The organism is Cylindrospermopsis sp. CR12, from assembly GCF_001432185.1.
Lineage (GTDB): Bacteria > Cyanobacteriota > Cyanobacteriia > Cyanobacteriales > Nostocaceae > Raphidiopsis > Raphidiopsis raciborskii.
Map to the genome: position 1 here is coordinate 1 of NZ_LMVE01000043.1, position 21,930 is coordinate 21,930.

The following is a 21,930-nucleotide window of genomic DNA, read 5'->3' on the forward strand; positions in this document are numbered from 1 at the left end:
AACTACTTTTTTCACTTTTTTTCAAAAAAGTTTTTTACCAAAATTTTAGGGGCTGAATCCTCCCTAGAATACCGTCTTTGGGCAATAATGGTTTGGCAGTCGCCACCAAAACCATTATAAAAATAAGGATAGTCACATTTTAGCTACATTTATGGGCTTATAGGTGCTAAGACTCCTTTAATCAAGATAAAAAATTTCTAGGCGTGGAGGTTACAGTGAATTTTCAGTCGGTAATAGCAGCTCTACATCAATTTTGGGGACAGCGTGGTTGTTTAATTGCTCAACCCTATGACATGGAAAAAGGTGCGGGAACTAAAAACCCCCACACCTTTTTAAGGGCTTTAGGTCCTGAACCCTGGTCAGTAGCTTATGTTGAACCCTGTCGTCGTCCTACCGATGGACGCTATGGTGAAAATCCTAATCGGTTTCAACACTACTATCAGTATCAAGTTTTAATTAAACCTTCACCGGATAATATCCAAGAGATTTATCTTGATTCTTTAAGGGTTTTGGGTATTCTTCCAGAAGATCACGATATTCGGTTTGTGGAGGACAATTGGGAAGATGCAACAGTTGGTGCGTGGGGCACCGGTTGGGAAGTTTGGTTGGATGGTATGGAAATTACCCAGTTTACCTACTTCCAACAATGTGGGGGGATTGATTGTCGTCCAGTTTCTATTGAGATTACTTATGGACTGGAAAGATTAGCAATGTACCTCCAACAAGTGGAAGCTATCACCAAAATTCATTGGACAGACCACATCACTTATGGTGATGTTCATCTTCAAGGTGAAATTGAACAGTGTGTCTATAACTTTGAGGCCTCCAATCCCGAAATGTTGCTCAATCTCTTTCATATATATGAGCAAGAAGCATCTCAGCTTTCAGAAAAGGGTTTAGTTTTACCTACTTTGGATTATGTTATCAAATGCTCCCACACCTTTAACCTGCTTGATGCTAGGGGTGTGATTTCTGTAACGGAACGAACCCGATATATTGCCCGAATTCGCCACCTAGCCAGGAAAGTAGCCCATTTATATGTGGAGCAACGCCAAAAACTGGGGTTCCCCCTGCTGAAAAATAATGGAGGTAGGGAAGGTTGATTATTTGTCTTGCTTATATTTTGGGTCTACTACTGAGTATTTTTCCCTGGGGGGGATTTTTTATCTTAGCATTCGGTGTGCTGGCGGCAATTTCTTTGCGGAGAGTTTTCCTCGCTGTGAAAAGGTTTTTTCCCTATCACATCAAATCTATTACTCAAGGACAAAAAGGGATAAACGCTCCCTTAACTCTACCTCATCCGCGAGTATGGTTAATAGCTGGTTTAGTAGGTTTAATAGCCAGTTTTTATTGTCAATTTCGCACTCCTCAACCGGGATCCCAAGACATTAGTTCATTTATCTCCAGTGAAAATAATACTAATCAGGCCCAGTTGGTGGTTGTTCGCGGTGAAGTTGTAAATACCCCCCGGTTAACTCGTAGTCAGCGAGGACAATTTTGGTTCCAAGCTAAACAACTGGATGAGGTGAAAAATGATCGCGGTCCTGCTGGTTTACCTAGGGTAGTAACTGGTAAATTATATGTAACAGTACCTATACTACAAGCTACGGGTTTATATCCTGGTCAACAAATCACTGTTACCGGAATGTTATATAAACCTAAACCAGCTGATAACCCTGGGGGTTTTGATTTTCAAAAATACCTCCGTCAGGAGGGTAGTTTTGCTGGTTTGATTGGTAAACAGGTTAATCTGATTGATGAGGATATCCCTTGGGGATGGTGGCAAATTCGCCAACAAATTGTCCGCTCTCAAGTTCGTTTTTTAGGTGTACCTGAAGGTCCTTTAGTCAGTGCTATGGTTCTGGGTAATAAGGCGGTTGATTTACCCTATAATGTTCGAGATTTATTTGTTAATGTGGGTTTGGCTCATGCTCTAGCTGCTTCTGGTTTTCAAACTTCTCTCATTCTGGCGGTGGTTTTACAGTTAACCAAGTCCGCCAATAAAAAAGTGCAACTTTTTTGTGGAGCTTTGGGGTTGATAATTTTTCTGGGTTTGGCTGGGTTACAACCATCTATCCTGCGAGCAGTAATTATGGGATTTGCTGCTTTAATTGGTTTGGCTTTAGACAGAAAGGTTCAACAATTGAGATCTTTGCTCTTAGCAGCTACACTTTTACTATTATTTAACCCGGTGTGGATTTGGGATTTAGGTTTTCAATTGAGCTTTTTAGCTACTTTGGGTTTGATGGTTACCGCAACCCCTATTACTCAACGCCTGGATTGGTTACCTCCCCTATTTGCTACTTTGATTTCCGTTCCCCTTGCAGCTACAATTTGGACTCTCCCCTTACTGCTACATATTTTTAGCACTGTGGCTATTTACAGTGTCCCCCTCAATATTTTTGCCACCCCTCTGATTTCTATTCTTAGTATGGGAGGAATGATTAGTGGGTTGGTAAGTTTACCCCTGTCAGATTTAGGTGGCTATGTGGCAACTTTATTATATTATCCTGCTCATATATTAATTAAAATGGCAGAATTTTTTGATAATTTGCCGGGAAATTCTCTAAATATTGGTAGTATATCAATTTGGCAGATGTTGATTATCTATGGCTTAATTGTTGCTACTTGTTTAGTACCTTGGTGGCAAAAAAGATGGTGGTTGGCTGGTTTGATTGCTACTATTTTGGCAGTTGTTCCTATTTGGTACTACACCAGCAATTTATTAAAAATAACCCTCCTGGCAACCAATAGTGAGCCTGTTTTGGTAATTCAAGATCGGGGCCAAGTTACTCTCATTAATAGTGGTGATCCTGGCACAGGACGTTTCACTATTTTACCTTTTCTTCGTCAGCAGGGAATTAATCATATTGATTGGGCAATATCTACTAATTTTTCTGGAGATGCAAATAATTCCTGGTCTGAGGTTATCAATGATTTACACATTAAAAACTTCTTGGATTATACCTCCCCCCAAATTAATCCGGTAACTACCCAGGCACTTCGAGAACTCTTACGACAAGAACAAACTAACTATCAACCTTTATCATCGGGTCAATCGGTTAATACGGGTTCAGTGATGGCAAATTTTAATAATGATAAACTACCAATTCTCCAATTACAAGTTTTTGGACAAAATTGGTTACTAATTGGCAGTGTTAAGTCTCAACAAATTGCTCAACTGGCACAAGATGGCAACCTGTTATCTCCTCAAGTGGTATGGTCCCCATCAGAGTCTTTAGAAGATTTAACAACTGCTTTAAAACCACAAGTGGCGATCGCACCTACCAATAAGGTTAATAAGAATAGTTCAGATCAAATACTACAAGGGAAAACGAAACTTTTTTTTACAGGTAGGGATGGAGCTATTCAGTGGGATCCTCAACAAAATTTTCAGTCTTTCATCCAAGTGTCGGAAAATGAATCTTCCAATTTGTAGTCTTTACCCAAGATCGGTTAATTATCATTGGCCAACCTACGAGGTTGGGCACTATCCCCTTGACAAAAATAACAGGTATGGTTTACAATTACAACTCGAGTTGGTATTCAGTAATTAACTTAGTAAGTCTTAGTAGGTTAACATGGGGAGAGGTGGCAGAGTGGTTGAATGCGGCACACTCGAAATGTGTTTTGGGGCAACTCAACGGGGGTTCGAATCCCCCCCTCTCCGTTTTGAAAGGCTCCACAAAAAGGAAAAATGATGCGCTTATCACAGAAGTTATTTGTTACGCTTAGGGACGATCCAGCGGATGCGGAAATTCCCAGTCATAAATTGTTGTTGCGTGCAGGTTATATCCGTCGTATTGGTAGTGGGGTCTATGCCTATTTGCCATTAATGTGGCGAGTTTTACAGAAAATCTCCCAGATAGTCAGGGAGGAAATGAACGCCACAGGTGCAGAAGAATGTTTGCTACCACAACTACAACCAGCTGAGTTATGGAAGGAGTCAGGAAGGTGGGATACTTACACCAAGGCGGAAGGAATTATGTTCTCCTTAATTGATAGAAGGGAACAACATCTAGGCCTAGGTCCCACCCATGAAGAGGTGATTACTACTATTGGCCGTGACATGATTCGCTCCTATCGCCAACTTCCAGTACATTTATATCAAATTCAAACTAAGTTTCGAGACGAAATCCGCCCCCGCTTCGGTTTGATGAGAGGTAGAGAGTTTATCATGAAGGATGGTTATTCTTTCCATACTGATGAGGAAAGTTTAAAGAAAACCTACCAGGATATGTACCAAGCCTACAGTAACATATTGCGGCGTTGCGGATTGGCTTTTAGAGCAGTAGAAGCTGACTCTGGTGCAATTGGTGGTTCTGGGTCAACAGAATTTATGGTTCTAGCGGATGCTGGGGAAGATGAAGTCCTCTATACTCAGGATGGCAAATATGCAGCAAATGTGGAAAAGGCAGTTTCCTTACCTGCTGATGCGGAACCATCTAATTTTAAAACTTGTGAAAAAGTGCCAACAGCAGCAACAGAGACAATCGAAAAAGTATGTGATTACTTGAAATGTTCCCCTACCCAAGTAGTGAAAAATGTTTTATATCAAACTGTTTATGATCAGGGGTTAACAGTTTTAGTGTTGGTGAACATTCGGGGAGACCAGGAAATTAACGAAGTCAAATTACAAAACGAACTGACCAAATTAGCTCCCCAATTTCATGCCAAAACGATAATTAGTCTCACAGTGCCTAATCAGGAAGCGATCGCCAGTTGGGCAACCAAGAGCTTACCCTTGGGTTACATTGCTCCTGATTTGAGTGATGATTATATTGCTACCCGTGAACAGGTACATCCAAAATTCATCCGTCTGATTGATCAAACAGCGGTAGAATTAAATCACTTTGTGACAGGAGCAAATGAATCCGGATTTCATCTAGTTGGGGCCAACTGGCAAGAGCAGTTTAAACTACCCGAACTAGTAGTAGATATTCGGAAAGCAAAACCAGGCGATCGCTCGGTGCACGATCCCAGTCAAACCTTAGAAACGGCCAGGGGTATAGAAGCGGGTCATATTTTCCAACTAGGAACAAAATATTCCCTAGCCATGGGTGCAACTTATACCAACGAACAAGGAGAAGAAAAGCCCTTAGTCATGGGTTGTTATGGTGTAGGTGTATCCAGACTGGCCCAGTCAGCAGTTGAACAATCTTATGATGGGGATGGAATAATTTGGCCAGTGGCGATCGCTCCTTATCATGCCATTATTAGCATTCCCAATATAAAAGATACTCACCAGGTAGAGATTGCCGAAAAAATCTATACAGAGCTGAACAAAGTAGGTATAGAGACCTTATTAGATGACCGAAACGAAAGAGCAGGGGTAAAATTCAAGGATGCAGACCTAATTGGCATTCCCTACAGAATAGTGACTGGTCGTTCCATCAGCCATGGTAAGGTAGAAGTAGTTACAAGAGCAACTCGTGAATCTCAGGAAATTGCCATTGAGAACCTAGTAGACACACTAGAAAGCTGGATTAGTCAAAGAGATGTAACAACCTAAATTACCTCATATTAACCTATAAGTAGGGAGACACAATTATTTGTAGGATGGATCGAGGAACGAAACCCGTACGGGCGTTGAATTTCACACTTCAACCCAACCTAGGTTCATCTTATATTTAATTTCACCCACCCACTTACATGTTGCAGATGAAAAATATCAACCTAAAATTAGAGATAAGTCTGGTAATAAACCATTTGAGTTTTATGTTAAGCAGGTTTTATATATGAACGACCAACCAAGAACAAATCGTAATATTTCTTCAGGAGTAATAGCCGCTGTTTCAGCTACAGTAGTAGCAATAAGCGGTGGTGTTGCGTGGTTGAGTTCTCAAACACCCAATGCTCCCATACAAGGTAACCCCAACCAAAGTATAGAAAAGCAAAAACCATTAACAAGCCAAACAGGTCAAGAACAAACGGCTAATATATATTGGCTAAAACCAACAGCAAAAAGTTTTCAGTTAGTTGCTCAACCCGTAAAAATTGCTAGTGACCAACCAGGTCAAGCATTAGAAAGTGCTTTAAACACATTGTTAGAGGGTCCAAAAGAAACCAAAGACTCAACAACTATTCCCCCAGGTACAAAATTGCTGAGTCTGAAAATAGAGAACAATGAAATTCATGTAAACCTGTCAGAAAATTTTACTGGTGGAGGTGGTAGCGCTTCTATGGTGGGTCGGGTGGGTCAGGTTGTCTACACTGCTACAACCCTAGATCCCAATGCTAAAGTTTACCTAGAAATTAATGGTAAACCCTTAGAAGTATTGGGTGGTGAAGGAGTAGAAATAGAACAACCACTAACCCGTAAAACCTTCCAGGAAAACTATCCTCTTTAGCGGGTATTCACCAAACGAAGTGTGGTGAAACTTTCCGAAATTAGGCAAATCCGACTAATCAGGATTAACTCGCATTAAAGGTTGACCATATTCTACGGGTTGACCATTTTGCACCAGAATTTCCATCACCTGTCCAGAAACCTCAGCTTCAATTTCATTCATTAATTTCATGGCCTCAATAATGCAGACGGACTGACCTACCCGAACCCGGTCTCCCACCTCTACAAAAGGTGCTTCACCGGGAGCAGGAGCGCGATAAAAAGTTCCCACCATAGGAGACTGGACCTCCATAAATTTAGAAGCAGCTGCATTAGTTAGGTGTCCCCCGGTAGGACTATCTCGGTGACTAACTGACTCTGGTAGCTGAACCGGTGCGGTTTGAGTCACCGTTGGTACAACCGGTGCTGACACAGGGAAATTATTTCCCCCTTTAGAGACTCTCAGCTCAAAATCATCGCTTTTGAGTGACACCTCAGTAATATCAGTTTGTGCAATAGTAGCTAACAATTGGCGGATTTCATTAAAATCTAATGGCACAGTATTTTTTACCTCGACCTAACCGTAAATTTCTTTTTTCCATCCATCACAATCACCAGATAAATTGGTATTAATTATGACGCTATTACGACGCTAAACAATTATTCGCTAGTCAATACTAGACAACAGGAAATAATCAAAACACTTAAATAATTGTAGACGTTAATAGTAAGTGCTAACATTTATTAACGTATATTGTTGATAATTAGGGCTTGCTGAATATTACCGACAAATTTTGTTAATCTTGCCCATTTTAGGAGGTAATATTCACCAACAAGGCCTATTCTCGCCCTAAGTATTTATCTTCTCTAGTGTCTATCTTGATCCGTTCACCTGTAGTAATAAACAAAGGAACCATGACAATTGCATTAGTTTCCAATTTTGCTGGCTTAGTGCCCCCGGTAGCGGTATCACCCTTGACACCTGGGTCAGTTTCTACCACCTCCAGAACTACAGAATTAGGGAGTTCAACTTCTAGAACCTGTTTTATATTCTCTTCTTTTGACCAAAAGGTGACATTAACTTCCATACCTTCTTTCAGGTACTTAACACCATCACCAATTTGGGTGGCCTTTAATCTATCTTCCTCATATGTTTCCATATCCATAAAGACAAATTCATCACCTTCCTTATAAGTATGTTGCATGGTAATTTTCTCTAAACTTGCTTGAGGTACGGTTTCCCCAGCGCGGAAAGTTTTTTCCACCACGTTACCATTTTGGACATTTTTTAATTTAGTTCTGACAAAGGCGGAACCCTTACCGGGTTTAACGTGAAGAAATTCAACTACTCGCCAAACGGACTGGTCTAACACGATAGAAACGCCGGGTCGAAAATCATTACTGGAGATCATGAAACTTACAAATATTAGAAGACAATCGGGATTTATTGTAACCGTAAATTAGGACCTGGTGAATAAACAAGGATGCGGTAAAGACATAAGAAGATATAGAGCCCCAATATGGGAAGATGGATAGTTGGTTACTTCCTGCATTTGAGAAACTCCATGTTTAAGTTTATCAGGTCTGGGCTAATATATAGCCTAAAAGTCATACTGCTGGGAATGATATTTTTAGGAACCAGCACCACCGGGTGGACTTCCTACGCAGCTCTACCGTCTGGGAATGCTATTACAGATGGTAAGGCTTTGTTGAGATATGCACTTCCCATAGAAAATCAACCAGTACGCAAACTGCAAGCCAGTTTAGAGGATATTTCCAACCAACTACGTGCTAATAAGCGATGGGGTGCGATTTCCAGGGATCTGAGTCAAGCATCGCGAATTCTTGACAGACCCTCCCAAATCTTAACCAGCATTCCCCCAGAACGCCAACCCCAAGCTGAATTTTGGATTGGGGAGTTAAAATCTGGCATAGGAGAACTGCAAGAAGTAGTGAAAACTAGACAAAAAGCCCCCGTTTTGGAAGGGAGAGCCAAGTTACTCAATCTTGTGAGTTTATTAGAAGAATCCATGGTTAAGGGGTTTCCCTTTGAAGTTCCTGCTGAATTTAGTAACCTACCTCAACTCAAAGGTCGTGCTACTATTGCCATAAAAACAAACAAGGGAGATCTAACTGTAGTAGTAGATGGTTACAGTGCTCCAGTGACAGCTGGTAATTTTGTAGATCTGGTACAAAGAGGCTTTTATAACGGATTAAAATTCACCCGTTCTGAAGAGTCCTATGTTTTACAAACGGGAGATCCAGAAGGCAAAGAAGTTGGTTTTATTGACCCTGTAACGGGTAAATATCGAGCTATTCCCCTAGAGATTTTAGCCGAAGGGGATAAACAACCAACTTACGGTATTACCCTAGAAGATGCGGGACGTTATCTAGATATGCCAGTATTACCATTTTCTTCCTTTGGAGCATTAGCGATGGCGCGTCCTGAGGGTGATCCGGATGGTGGTTCTTCCCAAATTTTCTTCTTTTTATTTGAACCAGAATTAACCCCAGCAGGGCGTAATCTTTTGGATGGACGCTACGCCGTATTTGGTTATCTGGTTGAAGGTAAAGAGATTTTGGATAAGCTGAAAGCAGGTGATATAATCCAGTCAGCTCAAGTTATTCAAGGAATTGAAAATTTAGTTGAGCCACCAGCATAAGAGGAGGGAGGGGAGTTGACTACTCCCCTTGGGAATCATCATCAGTAAGAATTACTAAGTCAACTTCATCATGACCATGGTGTTCCCAGCAATCTAATACGTCCTTAACCAATACTTCCTGAATCCAAATTTTTGCTACCACCGTCAGAGGTAATGCTAGAAATAAGCCTAAAAATCCAAAAAAGGTGACAAAAAATAACTGAGAAATTAGGGTAACAGCTGGTAATAGAGAAACCTGGTGTGCCATCACCATAGGAGTAATAAAACTGCTTTCAAGCTGTTGGATAAAAAAGTAAAGAATTAGGACAAAAATTGGTTTCCAAGGAGAATCTAAAAGAGCGATCGCCATAGCTGGAACCACACTCATAGTGGGGCCCAAATTGGGAATTAAATTCATCAATCCTGCCAAAACACCCAAAGCCAAAGCTGCTTTGACACCTAAAATTGACAGACCAATTAAGCTCATCAATCCCACCAGACAAACAGCGATAAAAGCTCCTGTCAGCCATCTTTCTAGCGAATCCTCACACTGATTCAAAATTCCCTCTACTCGTCGTCGATAAAAGGAAGGAAAGAGTCTAACAAATAACTTTTGATAAGCTGCAGGATTAGTTAGAAACATTGCGGTTAAAACTAAAACCAATAAAATATTGAGAACAAGTACTAAAGAACCAGAAACAAAAGCAAAAGAATTACCCAAAACCCGATTAATTAAGGGTTGAGCTTCCGCGATCAAACGATTAAGATCAGGGATGACAGGTTCCAATTCCTGGGGAATATGACTTCTTTGTTCATCTACCCAGGTATTAACCCGTTCAAAACCTTGAGGTACTCGTAAAGTCAGTTCTTGGAATTGGTGAACAAAGGGTGGCACAATTACCCAAAAAAAAGCAACTATACCCACCAGAAAAAACATCACGGATAAAAAGACAGCTAGTCCACGTTTAATTCCCAGATTTTGACAGGTTCTGGCCAATCTATTTAGGGTCGTAGCTAAGACCACAGCAGCAAATATCAATAGTAATACTTCACGTAGTTGCCATAATATGTACAGAGATACAACTAAAGCAATTAAACCAATCCATTGACCAAGTTTCACGGATACACTCCCCAAGTTTGTTGAACTGTAGCTTTAACTTTGTCTTTTTGAGACCATGGGTAAAACAAGAAAGGATATCATGAATATGGTCGGAAGCAACACCATCATGAGCGCATTTACTGCTGTAGGTGGGAACAAGAATATAGGACCTACATATTTAATCAAAGCTGAAATCAAAGTTGAAAGCAGAAGTAGCTTGACCAGGAAAAAGAGTTGATTATTCATAGGGGTGTGGTGATACCCATTTTGGGGTTGGGTAGATACGAATTAGAAGTTCACTGTGTAGTCTCTATAATAGAAGAGAAAAAGAGGGAAACAATTAAGATATGATCTATCTACCAGTTTCAATACTGTTATTTCTGGTCTTGCTGTTACTTTTGCCCTTTATTTGGTTTGCTCTAGCAGTAGACATAGTAGAAATTGCCGTAGCCAAGTTAGGTTTTTCTCCCCAAATTGCCTTCTTCCTCTTTTTGCTAGTAATAATTACTAGCACAATCAACATTCCCTTATACCGACTGGAAAACACCATAGAAGTAGTAGACGAATTTGCCACCCTGTGGCTAAGGGAATTTTGGGGAATCCCGCTAAGAAGACTAGAGCGGTCTACAGTTGTAGCACTAAACGTAGGGGGTGGTTTAATACCCGTAATTTTAGCGTTATACCAAATTTCCCGAGGAAACTTGTTAGCAATTACCCTGGTAACCACCATTGTATCAGTGGTTGGTTATTTTGCAGCTCGGATAGTTCCCGGAATTGGAATTCAAATGAATCCCTTATTAGCTCCTTTAACTGCGGTTATATCAGCCATGATAATAGCCCCCCATGCAGGAGCCCCCGTAGCATTTGCGGGAGGTATTCTAGGCACTGTTATTGGTGCTGACTTATTACATCTTAAAGATATTCAATTCATGAGTGAGGGAGTTTTAAGTATTGGCGGTGCGGGAGTATTTGACGGTATTGCTTTATGTGGACTATTTGCTTTATTATTAAGTTAATTAAGTTCATAACTGGGTCAACCATAAAGTAATAAAGTAATCAATTATCAAACTTTTGAGGTAAATTATCATGCCTGTAGAAACTAACAATAAGAACCAGATGCAAAAGCCAAAACTGCGACAGTTTGGCGGAAGTTTCTTGATTTTAATAACCATTTTATTACTACTCAATTTAATAGTTCCTAGCATTTTAGGACCTAGGTTGCAACAAGTACCTTATAGTGATTTTATTGATCAGGTAAAAGCTGGTAAAGTAGATAAAGCAATTGTAGGAGGAGACCGGATTGAATATGCGATTAAAACCCAAACTCCCGAAGGAAAAATTGTGGAGCAGGTTTTTAGAACCACACCAGTGGCCATAGACTTAGACCTACCGAAAATTCTGCGAGAAAACAACGTGGAATTTGCCGCCCCACCCCCCAATGAAAATGCCTGGATTGGTACAGTTTTAGGTTGGGTTGCACCTCCCTTAATCTTCTTTGGTATTTGGGCTTTTCTCATGAGTCGTCAGGGAGGGGGACCTGCTGCATTAACTGTGGGAAAAAGTAAAGCTCGAATTTATTCCGAAGGTAGCACCGGTGTAAAATTTCCCGATGTTGCGGGTGTTGACGAAGCCAAAGCTGAACTAGAGGAAATAGTTGACTTTTTAAAAAATGCCAGTAAGTACACAAACCTAGGAGCAAAAATTCCCAAAGGTGTATTATTAGTAGGACCACCGGGAACCGGTAAGACCCTATTGGCAAAAGCTATTGCAGGTGAAGCAGGAGTACCGTTTTTTAGTATTTCCGGGTCGGAATTTATTGAATTATTTGTGGGTGTAGGTGCTGCTAGGGTAAGAGATTTATTTGAACAAGCCAAACAACAAGCTCCCTGTATAGTGTTTATTGATGAATTAGATGCTCTAGGCAAATCCCGTGGTGGAGCTAGTGGTTTTGTAGGTGGTAATGATGAAAGGGAACAAACCTTAAATCAATTACTGACAGAAATGGATGGTTTTGATGCCAATACAGGCGTGATTATTATTGCTGCTACCAACCGTCCTGAGGTTTTAGATCCTGCACTACGTCGTCCCGGGCGTTTTGACCGTCAAATTGTGGTAGACAGACCAGATAAAATAGGTCGAGAGGCAATTCTTAAAGTTCATGCTAGAAATGTCAAGTTAGCAGAAGATGTGAACTTAGAAATTATTGCAACTCGCACCCCAGGTTTTGCTGGTGCGGATTTAGCGAACCTAGTTAATGAAGCTGCATTATTAGCAGCGAGAAATAATCGTCAAGCTGTTCTGATGGCGGATTTTAACGAGGCTATTGAAAGATTAATTGCCGGATTAGAAAAACGCTCCCGTGTGTTAAATGAATTGGAGAAGAAAACGGTTGCTTATCATGAAGTTGGTCATGCCATTATTGGGGCGTTAATGCCAGGAGCGGGTAAGATAGAGAAAATTTCTGTTGTTCCCCGGGGTGTGGGAGCATTGGGTTACACAATTCAAATGCCAGAGGAAGATAGATTTCTTATGGTAGAAGATGAAATTCGTGGACGGATTGCTACTTTATTGGGTGGACGTTCATCGGAGGAAATTGTGTTTGGGAAGGTTTCTACTGGTGCATCTGATGATATTCAAAAAGCCACAGATTTGGCGGAAAGATATGTGACTTTGTATGGTATGAGTGATAAGCTTGGACCAGTAGCTTTTGAGAAAAGTCAACAGCAGTTTTTAGAAGGTTATAGTAATCCCCGTCGTGCTATTAGTCCCCATGTTGCTGAAGAAATTGATCGGGAAGTGAAGGAGATAGTTGATAATGCTCATCATATTGCATTGAGTATTTTGCAATGTAATAGGGATTTATTGGAGGAAATTGCTCAGGAATTATTACAAAGGGAAATTTTGGAAGGTGGTTATTTACGAGAAAAATTAACCCGATCTAACCGACCAGATGAAATGGATGAGTGGTTAAGAACTGGTAAGTTAAATGGTGATCAGCCATTACTACAAACTGTTTTGGGTTAGATTAGCTCAGAACCTAAATTCTCACCAGGTACAGTGTAGGATGGGTTTCATACTTCAACCCAACCTACAAATAATTGTGCCTCCCTACTTATGGTAGAATTAAAATGCGATCGCACAACTTTTTTTTACGTACTATGTAGATTATTATATTTAATTAAATCTTCCACAATTGCTTGAATTACTGGCACTGTTACAGCATTACCAAATTGCTTGTATGCTGCATTATCATCTTGATGAACAATATAAGAATCTGGAAAACCTTGTAATCTTGCACATTCACGAGGGGTTATTCTTCGAGGCTTTCCATTTTGGACTATACCCAATTTATTGGCATCTGATGATGTCAGAGTTATGGAAATACTCTCAGGATCGAGAAACTTAAAAACTTCAAAAGACATATTTCCACACACAGGATTGTATCTTCCATTGATTTCTTTAAGATATTTTTTCTGAATGAGTGAATAAATAATATTTTCCATATCTTCATGATCAAAAAACGTTTTAATTTGTTCTATAGTTAAACTTTTACCATCTTGGTGGTTACCAAATTCTTTATGCCTTCTATGAGATATTAAAGCATTCATAAAGTCCCGTTCATTTTTTGAACACTTACCCTTTATACCTAAATCCCAAGAATGGATAGAATTGCCACCACGAAAATCAATTAAACGCACACCATGAAGTTTCTCAAATTTACCATCAACAGCATCGAAAATCTGTTGCTGAAATCTTTTAGACAGATAATAATTTTCAGACACTTTTTGTTCCAGAATATTTTTAACCTTAACTACTGAATAAGAATCAGGAAAGAGACTGAGTTGATAGAATTGTTCCTTAAAACTATGGGAATCAGTCGCACCTTTATCTGAATTAATAGTAAGTCTGGGGTTTTTCCCAAGTAGTCCTAATATATATATACGAACACGATTTTGAGGTACACCAAAGTTACTACTGTTGAGTAGAAGGTAATGAATACCATAGCCAAGTTTTTCTAGTGAATTAATAATTGTGTTAAATGTCCTACCATGATCGTGTGTTGTTAAACCTCGAACATTTTCCAATAGAAAAGCTTCTGGTTGGTAACTTGTGAGAAGTCTTTCAATTTCAAAAAATAGCGTTCCTCTTGTATCTCCAAAACCCTGTTGTTTACCAGCATAAGAGAAAGGTTGACAGGGAAAACCAGCAAGCATAAAATCAAATTCAGGCATAATGTCAATTTCTCGGATGTCTCCTCTAGGTTGATCATCAAAGTTTATTTTATAAGTTTCAACAGCTTTCTTATCAATTTCAGAGCTAAGTACACATTCATATTCGACTCCTAAAACATCACACGCTTGCTGAAAACCAAGTCTCATCCCACCAATACCTGCAAAAAGATCAATAAAACGAATCATCACAAGTTCTCACGTAAAAAGTCAACTAAAATATTAAACTCACTATCAGAAAATGCAACCGTACAATCACTATGCTGACAAATTTTAGAGATAGCGGCAAAACGTTCAAAATTCCCAGCTCCATCAATCACATAGGCTGTTTTGTAGCCAGCTTTTGTCATAAGAGCTTGTCTTTCAGACGCTTGTGCTGCTTTTCTTTCTATGGTACTATTGGTTGTGACTTGAAAACTAATTTCAATTCCCACCTTTTTGTCTGCTTTTGTGACAACTATATCAAAAGATATTTCAGTGCCCTGTAAAGGAATTCGCTCATTACTACTAATATAAAATTCAGTTCCCAATTTTTCTTTTAAGTACTTGAGAATATAACTTTGTGCTAATTGTCCTAGAGAGTTGGCGTTGGCACCTCCTGTTATGCGACTAACAAGTATATATTTTTGTTTTATGTGATGCTCTAATGCAACTTTATCACCAAGTATAGAGCCAAGAGTACAGAGATCTAATGCAGCACAATGTGAAACATCAGATGTACTTGCATAAAGTAAAATCATAGTTATGTCACGTTTTAATCCATCGAATGGTTCCTCAAATTGTAGTCCCTTGCCATCAATATTAAGCTTTTTATTATCTAATTTGCTTTGGATGGGCATTGACTCAAAGACATATTGGTGATTTTTTCCTTTCCAGACATAATCCATTACTAGTTTATTTGTTTTATCTCTTTTAGTAAAAATAGTTGTGAAACTTTCTCCTAGCCTTTTCATAAGTTCACCTCCATAGTCTGAAATAACAACCAAGTGCTTGAGGAATAGGTTTGCAGGAAAGTTTGCTGCTTCCGCAAGCTCAAAGACTTGAGTGGGATTATTTTTGCTCAATTGTAAAATTGAAATAAAATCGTCTTGTGTTTCCAGTAATCTGGGAATAATACTTGTTGTCGCATTTTTATCCCTTAAATTTTGAGGCCACCACATTGTGGCATGAGATTTTAAAGAATTGATATCTCTGGCGTAATTTTGCATATGGTGTATATAGTATTTTGTAGGAAGTTTTATACTCTATTCCAGAAATGTTGAATGTTAAGAAAGAGTTGATAGAAACGGGCCAAAATATGGTAAATTCTGGGCGAAGGATCAAAATAAATTAATCGATAATGATTATAAGTTCATTTCCCAAGATTGTCAAGGACATCCTCAGACCGTTGCCAAAAATTGGCATACAAATTTATGCCAGTCTCATCGCTTATGTAATTTTACAACTTGTATCTGTTCCTAAGGAATGGGGTGAAAAAATGTTAGATAAGTTTCGCTATCTTCAAGTTTATATGTGTCAACAAATTAGTTATGTTCATTGGATGGAAGATATTATGAAATGTTGACATTTTCACCTTTGACCTTTGATAGGAGTAATATATCTAACTATGTAAAGTTTTGTAACGACATTTAACATTTATGGATCCTACCATGGTAGGATCAACACTGGAATTTTAACCAACCAATTCTCAATGGCAATAATTTTCACGCAGCGTGAGATGCAGAAGGCTTGGCGTGATCACTTTTTCGCTTATCAAAAGGCCACTTTCATACACAAAAATAATGCTCACCGGTTAAATTTGTTTTATGCCGTTGAATGTGGACTTAAAGCAGTCCTAATGAAAAGGCAAAGACAAAATCGTACTGATCTCTGTCAGGATATCACAGAATGCCAGCATGACATTAATAAGTTATTAGACAAGGTGTGGTCTGGTGAACTATTAAAGTTACCAAAAATATCAATCAGCGAAATAGTAGATACCAAGGGGAATCCTATTGACCGAAAAATAAATAGTGGACAAATCAACCAAGTGTGGCGATATGGTGCAGAAGTAATTAGAATAGTAGAAGCTAATAGAATTCAAGTTGCCACAGATAAAGATATTGAAGATAGGTTGTTGAAAATATCAAAATGGATTCAAAATGAATTGAAAGATTAAAAAGATTAGCAAAACTATGAACAGATTTTTAACATGGTTGGATGTGAGAAGAAGGATTCGTCAGGAAACTAGACGTGACAGGGAACTGATAAATAAAGGTATAGTCAGAGTTAACTGCTTTTCTGACGCTGTAGAAATAGGAATTACTGATGATAAAGAATCCGCCAAAAGTGCCAAAAGTACTGTCAAACAGTGGTTTGGCGATTGGTATTTAGAAGAAGAATCAGTAATTCAACTGGATATGGGAGATGATAAGTTACCGGTAGAATTTACTGGACCGGAGGAAATAGAGATTAATCCTATTGAGATCCGTCCCTTTTGGGAAGAGATTGCCTACTTACCGGAAATAGAGACTTTACAAAGGAGTGGAATTAATCTACCAGAACCATATACTCAAACAAAAACAAATAAAACCGAATTATTAGCTTTCTATTCTTTTAAAGGTGGTGTAGGTAGAACCTTAAATCTGGTAGCCTATGTTTTGGCGTTACTGGAGAGATCTAAGGAATTAAATCAACCAATAAATATCTTGGTTATTGATGCTGACTTAGAAGCACCAGGTTTGACCTATTGGAATGGTGTCAAGAATCCAGAAGTTTGTTTCCTGGACTTTTTAGAAGTTTATCATTATTCTCACCTACCCATAGAACAGACACTATCATTATTTGCTAAAAAACTGAAAAAAAATTTAAGTAGTCATATAAATGAAGACAGATCAAAAGTGTATTTTTTGCCTGCTTGTTTAAATGACCAGCAGTTGTTAGATAAACCAATCTTACCAGAACATTTAGTTAGGGGTGCTGGTGGAGTTTGGGAGTACAGTAATGCTATCAATCTTTTAGGTCAAGAGCTTGACATAAATTATGTATTTATTGATTTAAGAGCTGGACTAAGTGAGATATCTAGCCCAATAATCTTTGATCCTAGAGTTGAAAGGTTTATTGTTACCACCATTAGCGAACAGTCTATTCGTGGTACTAATCTAGTTTTACAACAAATCGGTAAAGTAGCACCATCACAATCGGATATACAACATGAGAAATATTATGATCCATGGCTATTGATTAATATGTTGAAGCAGGAAGTTATAGATTCACCCCGTTATAAAAATGCCGTGGATGGATTTTACCAAAATTATATTCAACCGGAAGATACAGAAGATGTTTATAGCAAAAGGTTGGAAATTATTGAGGCTTTCTTTGCAGAAGAACTACTCTATGTTAATAGTTGGGAAGAAGCTCGATCAAGACTATCAGCGACTACATTAATGAAGAATGCTAGAAAATGGGCAGAAACAAAGTTGATAACTGCTGATAATGCTAATAATCAAGAGGTTTTATCTGAAGATTTGTTCAATAAAAAGTTAGATGATTTGAAAAAAATCAGAGACTTATGTGAGAAATATCGATATGCAGAAACTGGCAAAGGAGAAAATTTATTGATTATAGAACCTCTACGAAATTTGGCAACTGACTTCTCGGATAAATTACCGAATGTTTTATGTATTGGTGCTAAAGGATCGGGAAAGACTTTTAATTATATACATCTATCACGGCTTAGGAATTGGGAAAGTTTTTTACATCGTGTAGATGGTAGTCAAAATCATGAAGAACCGAGAAACAAAACTTATATATTTCCTTTGCTTCAAAGTCAGTATGTTGAACCTGATGCTCAAAATATTATTGACGAGGCCAGGAAGGAAGTTCGATCAGCTTTGAAAACTACGTTAGAATTTAGCCACTCAAACTACACTGATGAAATTCAAAGGTCCCTAGAAGAAAACTGGAATGAATCAAAGTGGACAGAATTTTGGATTAGTAAGATTATTGCCAAGTCAATTGATATTAATTTGGATAGTGGTCATAATACTCTCATGGCCATAGACCGAGAATTAAAAGAAAGAAAATTAAATATTGTATTTCTTTTCGATGGTTTGGAAAATATTTTTCCAGATATTTATACCCATACTCAACAAAGGAAAGCTCTAAAAGCTTTAATTGATGACATACCCACAAAGATTTCAGAAATTAGAAAAGCAAATATAGGGGTCATTATATTCTTGCGCCGGGACTTTCTCAAGCATACTATTACTCAAAATTTAGCACAGTTTGAAAATCGCTATTCTTCCTATGATTTATCTTGGGATAGAGATTCATTTCTCCGTCTGGTCTATTGGATTTGTAGCGAATCTGGAGTCATAAATGCAGACAAAAACAGGATTTATGATTTAAGTACAGAAGATTTAAAGGGAGAATTACAAAAATTATGGGGACAGAAGCTAGGTTCTGATAAATCAAAGGAGGCCAATACAGCTTCCTGGATATTTGCTGCGTTAACTGATTTTAAGGGCAATCTGCAAGCTAGAGATATAATTCGCTTTTTATATTTTGCCACCAGTCGTACATTGGATACCTCAAAGGAAACCTCAAAAAAATGGTTTTCTACCCGATTGCTACCACCCCAAGCAATTCGTCAAGCACTTCGACCTTGTAGTCAGCAGAAAGTCGAAGAAGTGAAGGAAGAATATCCCCGGTTCAAAACCTGGGTAGACACAAAACTATCTTCATTAACAGAAAGGAAAATTCCTTTTGATGTGCAAGACTTAAAAGCTGACCAGGATACTATCAGAGTATTGGAAGAAATAGGTGTAATTTATGAAGATAAGGATAAGGATGAAATTGCCAGATTTTATATTCCAGAAATATTCCGCGAAGGTTTAGGTTTTTCAGGGACAACCGGACGCCCTCGCACTTTAGCTTTAAAGCAAAAAATCTTTGGTAAAGGTAACTAACCAATCTTTTACCCGACGGGTAGCATAACAATCATCCTCATTGTAAACCTGAATCATTTTTAAAAACTCCCGATCGCCTGTTTCTAACCATTGATCATACCAATAAATACATTTGGCACCATTTGCTTTGGGATCTCGCCATGTAAATCCTAACCAATTGGCGATCGCCTTGAGTGCATAACTTTCTATTGGCAAGGCCACGGTTTCAATTAATAGTTCATAAATATCCACAAACCGAGTGAGAATCATCCTAGTTATAGAATCAGGTGTGCCATAAAGTTTCCCCAATTTATTTACTGTTTCTACTTCATAATTACAAAAGTGATAAATAGGAGAGTGGGGATATTGGCAAACTAGATCCACAAATTGCTGCCAAATTAATTCCTCTTCTTCGGGTTTTGTGGCTAAAAATGAATAAAAGGTTTCTTGCTTATTTTCTATATCAACTACTAAAACCCCTAATAAATAATTCAAATTTAAATCCGGTTGAGCTTCAATATCAAAATACAGCTCAATGCCCACATTAGATATTAGATTTCCTCTTACCACTGTTTCGGGTAACATTAAAGCGGTTTGTCTTAATGCGGACTGGGCCTGTACTACTAACTTCCACGCTATCTTAGAATCAAACCCAGTTACATTTTCTAAACTACTAGGTTGGGTTTTTGCAAGCAAATCTAAACTATTAATAGCTTTACTTCGTAAATAATTATAACGAACTGGTGTCACTCCCGGTAATAGGGAAAGATGCTGCTGCTCTCGAGCAATACTATAACACTGGTTATACCAGTGACAAAGATTACATTTTTGCCTAGCTATAAATACTTCAGGTGCTTCTGGTGAACTCATTACTTGAACATAGTCCGCCAAAATATCTAACATTTGTGGTCTCCACTTATACAAATCCACCGCATAAGTTGTTTCCTTGCTGCGTAACACCAACCAACATTCTGCTAGCATTACCTCCTGTAAAGCTCCCGCAATTTCCGCGTGAAAAGCAGCTACCACTTGATATTCTTGTTTAGGACGTTTACCTAGTTGAATATCCACGGGTACATACAACCAATCTCCCAAACTAGATTTCCCTGGTTGTTTAACCAGTAGATCCGGACAACTGAGTAAGGTATACTTATCCTCGTAAGTTGCTAACAACACTCCTCGGTAAATCATATTAACCCCCTGCTGCATTAACTTAATAGTTGCTGCTGCTCCCATTTCCCAGTTCCGAGGGGGATAGTCAGGTTGATTGTAGGTCAAGTGTTCTAACACGTTTGACCTGTGTGTAATCTTGTCTTGCTGCATTTTTACCAACAGCTCATGGGGAGTATCACGTTGCTGATAATCGCCGTGAACATCTAAGAAAGATCTTCGTTTACACCGTTGATATTGAAGGAGAAGTTCAGCATTAATGATCATTAAATTAAAATTAGACTTAAATTAACTTTTTCCCTAACCTTTCCTAGAACCGTTTTAACGGGTACTTTTATGTTGCATCACCATCGCCAAAAGTTTCCAGCTCTCACAAACAAGATTTACTTCAATTATGGGGGACAAGGACCAATGCCTCAAAGCGCAATAGATGCTGTCACCCGCACCCAAGAATATATCCAGGAAATGGGACCTTTTGGAGCTGAGGTTTATAGCTGGATATCACCTCAAATGCAGTCTACCAGAGAAGCGATCGCCTCTATTTTAGGAGTAACAAAAGATACTATTACTCTCACGGGGAATGTCACGGTTGGCTGTAACATTAGTATGTGGGGAATCAATTGGCAAGTGGGAGACCACTTACTAATTTCCGACTGTGAGCACCCGGGAGTAATTGGGAGTGCTAAAGAAATTAGTCGGAGATTTGGGGTAGAGGTTTCCACCTGTCCTTTAATGGAGACTTTAAACATGGGAGACGCTGTAAGTGTTATTAGCGAAAATCTAAGACCTCGTACCAGATTGGTGGTTTTAAGTCATGTTTTATGGAATACTGGTCAAGTTTTACCTCTTGACAAAATAGTCAAGTTGTGTAAGGAACCCAGTAGGGGAAATAATTGCTTGTTGTTGGTGGATGGAGCCCAGTCTGTGGGAGTTCTCCCTTTAAATAATCTAACAAATTTAACAGAACTGGGGGTAGATTTCTATGCTTTTACTGGACATAAATGGTTATGCGGTCCTGCAGGTGTGGGAGGTTTGTATGTCCATCCCCAAGCTAGGGAACAATTACATCCGACTTTTATTGGTTTAGATGGAGTAATTACCAATTCACAAGCACAACCCATAGGTTGGCAACCGGATGGTAGAAGATATGAAGTTTCCACCCTGTCAGTACCATTGTATAGTGGTTTAAGAGAGGCGATCGCCACACATAATGAATGGGGAACAGGAGAAGAAAGGTATGAACAAATTTGTCATAAAAGCGCCTATCTATGGCAAAAACTAACAGAATTACCTCACATCAAATGCTTAAAAGATTCCCCACCTGCAAGTGGTTTAGTTTCCTTTCAAATGACCAATAATCAGCCTAGTAGCAAATTAGTCCAATATCTGGAATCTTCCTTCCCAGGGGCAAAAATTCTGACCCGGACAATTGCTAACCCCAACTGCATTCGGGTGAGTATTCATTACTTGACCTTAGAATCAGAAATGGATGAATTAATAGTAGCCATCCAAAAGTTTACACAAGCATAAACTA

General features: G+C 38.8%; 16 protein-coding genes, 1 tRNA gene and 1 pseudogene. 12 read left to right on the plus strand and 6 right to left on the minus strand.

The window, feature by feature from the left end; translation table 11 throughout:
• Nucleotides 1-215: 215 nt before the first annotated feature.
• The 5 genes from glyQ to ASL19_RS05820 all read left to right on the plus strand — a co-directional run bounded on the left by glyQ (nucleotide 216) and on the right by ASL19_RS05820 (nucleotide 6,350).
• Nucleotides 216-1,103: a glycine--tRNA ligase subunit alpha gene (glyQ, locus tag ASL19_RS05800; protein ID WP_057177606.1), complete on the plus strand. Its 888-nt coding sequence runs from the start codon at nucleotides 216-218 to the stop codon at nucleotides 1,101-1,103.
• Nucleotides 1,100-3,439 (plus strand): ComEC/Rec2 family competence protein, encoded by a 2,340-nt coding sequence (locus tag ASL19_RS05805; protein WP_057177607.1) that lies wholly within the window; start codon nucleotides 1,100-1,102, stop codon nucleotides 3,437-3,439. Before glyQ ends, ASL19_RS05805 begins: the two co-directional genes overlap by 4 nt.
• Before the next feature lie 146 nt (nucleotides 3,440-3,585).
• A tRNA-Ser gene (locus ASL19_RS05810) sits at nucleotides 3,586-3,670 on the plus strand.
• A 30-nt stretch (nucleotides 3,671-3,700) separates the two neighbouring features.
• Complete coding sequence (gene proS, locus ASL19_RS05815; protein ID WP_057177608.1) at nucleotides 3,701-5,512, plus strand: proline--tRNA ligase; 1,812 nt, start codon at nucleotides 3,701-3,703, stop codon at nucleotides 5,510-5,512.
• Between the two features lie 226 nt (nucleotides 5,513-5,738).
• Nucleotides 5,739-6,350 carry a GerMN domain-containing protein gene (locus tag ASL19_RS05820; protein ID WP_006276251.1) on the plus strand — a complete coding sequence of 204 codons (612 nt, stop codon included), beginning with the start codon at nucleotides 5,739-5,741 and terminating at the stop codon, nucleotides 6,348-6,350.
• Nucleotides 6,351-6,404: 54 nt separating this feature from the next.
• Here the strand turns inward: ASL19_RS05820 and accB are convergent, their stop codons facing one another.
• Both accB and efp read right to left on the minus strand, forming a co-directional pair.
• Nucleotides 6,405-6,887: an acetyl-CoA carboxylase biotin carboxyl carrier protein gene (gene accB / locus ASL19_RS05825; RefSeq protein WP_006276250.1), complete on the minus strand. Its 483-nt coding sequence runs from the start codon at nucleotides 6,885-6,887 to the stop codon at nucleotides 6,405-6,407.
• Between the two features lie 280 nt (nucleotides 6,888-7,167).
• Nucleotides 7,168-7,740 (minus strand): elongation factor P, encoded by a 573-nt coding sequence (gene efp, locus ASL19_RS05830; RefSeq protein WP_006276249.1) that lies wholly within the window; start codon nucleotides 7,738-7,740, stop codon nucleotides 7,168-7,170.
• 153 nt (nucleotides 7,741-7,893) lie between these two features.
• Between efp and ASL19_RS05835 the strand changes: the two genes are divergently transcribed.
• A complete protein-coding gene (locus ASL19_RS05835) occupies nucleotides 7,894-8,991 on the plus strand; it encodes a peptidylprolyl isomerase (RefSeq protein ID WP_006276248.1) in 1,098 nt (365 codons plus the stop codon).
• 19 nt (nucleotides 8,992-9,010) lie between these two features.
• On the opposite strand, the gene ASL19_RS05840 is transcribed toward ASL19_RS05835, so the two are convergent.
• The gene (locus ASL19_RS05840; RefSeq protein ID WP_057177609.1) at nucleotides 9,011-10,090 is read right to left on the minus strand and encodes an AI-2E family transporter; all 1,080 of its coding nucleotides are present in this window, start codon (nucleotides 10,088-10,090) and stop codon (nucleotides 9,011-9,013) included.
• Between the two features lie 326 nt (nucleotides 10,091-10,416).
• Here ASL19_RS05840 and ASL19_RS05845 point away from each other — a divergent pair, with 326 nt between their 5' ends.
• Together ASL19_RS05845 and ftsH are read left to right on the plus strand one after the other, a co-directional pair.
• Nucleotides 10,417-11,085, plus strand: a complete 669-nt coding sequence (locus ASL19_RS05845) for a DUF1614 domain-containing protein (protein WP_006276245.1) — start codon at nucleotides 10,417-10,419, stop codon at nucleotides 11,083-11,085.
• A gap of 70 nt (nucleotides 11,086-11,155) precedes the next feature.
• The gene (ftsH, locus tag ASL19_RS05850; RefSeq protein WP_006276244.1) at nucleotides 11,156-13,093 is read left to right on the plus strand and encodes an ATP-dependent zinc metalloprotease FtsH; all 1,938 of its coding nucleotides are present in this window, start codon (nucleotides 11,156-11,158) and stop codon (nucleotides 13,091-13,093) included.
• A 125-nt stretch (nucleotides 13,094-13,218) separates the two neighbouring features.
• Here the strand turns inward: ftsH and ASL19_RS05855 are convergent, their stop codons facing one another.
• Both ASL19_RS05855 and ASL19_RS05860 read right to left on the minus strand, forming a co-directional pair.
• Nucleotides 13,219-14,487 carry a DNA cytosine methyltransferase gene (locus ASL19_RS05855; protein ID WP_057177610.1) on the minus strand — a complete coding sequence of 423 codons (1,269 nt, stop codon included), beginning with the start codon at nucleotides 14,485-14,487 and terminating at the stop codon, nucleotides 13,219-13,221.
• Nucleotides 14,487-15,506, minus strand: a complete 1,020-nt coding sequence (locus ASL19_RS05860) for a hypothetical protein (protein ID WP_057177611.1) — start codon at nucleotides 15,504-15,506, stop codon at nucleotides 14,487-14,489. Before ASL19_RS05860 ends, ASL19_RS05855 begins: the two co-directional genes overlap by 1 nt.
• A 152-nt stretch (nucleotides 15,507-15,658) precedes the next feature.
• Between ASL19_RS05860 and ASL19_RS05865 the strand changes: the two are divergent.
• The 3 genes and pseudogenes from ASL19_RS05865 to ASL19_RS05875 form a co-directional block, all read left to right on the plus strand.
• Nucleotides 15,659-15,862 (plus strand): annotated as a pseudogene (locus tag ASL19_RS05865) (IS4 family transposase); the annotation flags it as partial.
• A 126-nt stretch (nucleotides 15,863-15,988) separates the two neighbouring features.
• The gene (locus tag ASL19_RS05870) at nucleotides 15,989-16,456 is read left to right on the plus strand and encodes a hypothetical protein (RefSeq protein WP_057177613.1); all 468 of its coding nucleotides are present in this window, start codon (nucleotides 15,989-15,991) and stop codon (nucleotides 16,454-16,456) included.
• 16 nt (nucleotides 16,457-16,472) lie between these two features.
• Entirely contained in the window at nucleotides 16,473-19,247 is a 2,775-nt protein-coding gene (locus ASL19_RS05875) for a KGGVGR-motif variant AAA ATPase (protein ID WP_057177614.1), read from the plus strand.
• On the opposite strand, the gene ASL19_RS05880 is transcribed toward ASL19_RS05875, so the two are convergent.
• Complete coding sequence (locus ASL19_RS05880; protein ID WP_040008294.1) at nucleotides 19,215-20,663, minus strand: TM0106 family RecB-like putative nuclease; 1,449 nt, start codon at nucleotides 20,661-20,663, stop codon at nucleotides 19,215-19,217. The two genes, ASL19_RS05875 and ASL19_RS05880, sit on opposite strands and share 33 nt — an antisense overlap.
• 69 nt (nucleotides 20,664-20,732) lie before the next feature.
• Between ASL19_RS05880 and ASL19_RS05885 the strand changes: the two genes are divergently transcribed.
• On the plus strand, nucleotides 20,733-21,926 hold the full coding sequence (locus ASL19_RS05885; protein WP_057177615.1) for an aminotransferase class V-fold PLP-dependent enzyme: 1,194 nt from the start codon (nucleotides 20,733-20,735) through the stop codon (nucleotides 21,924-21,926).
• Nucleotides 21,927-21,930: the final 4 nt, after the last annotated feature.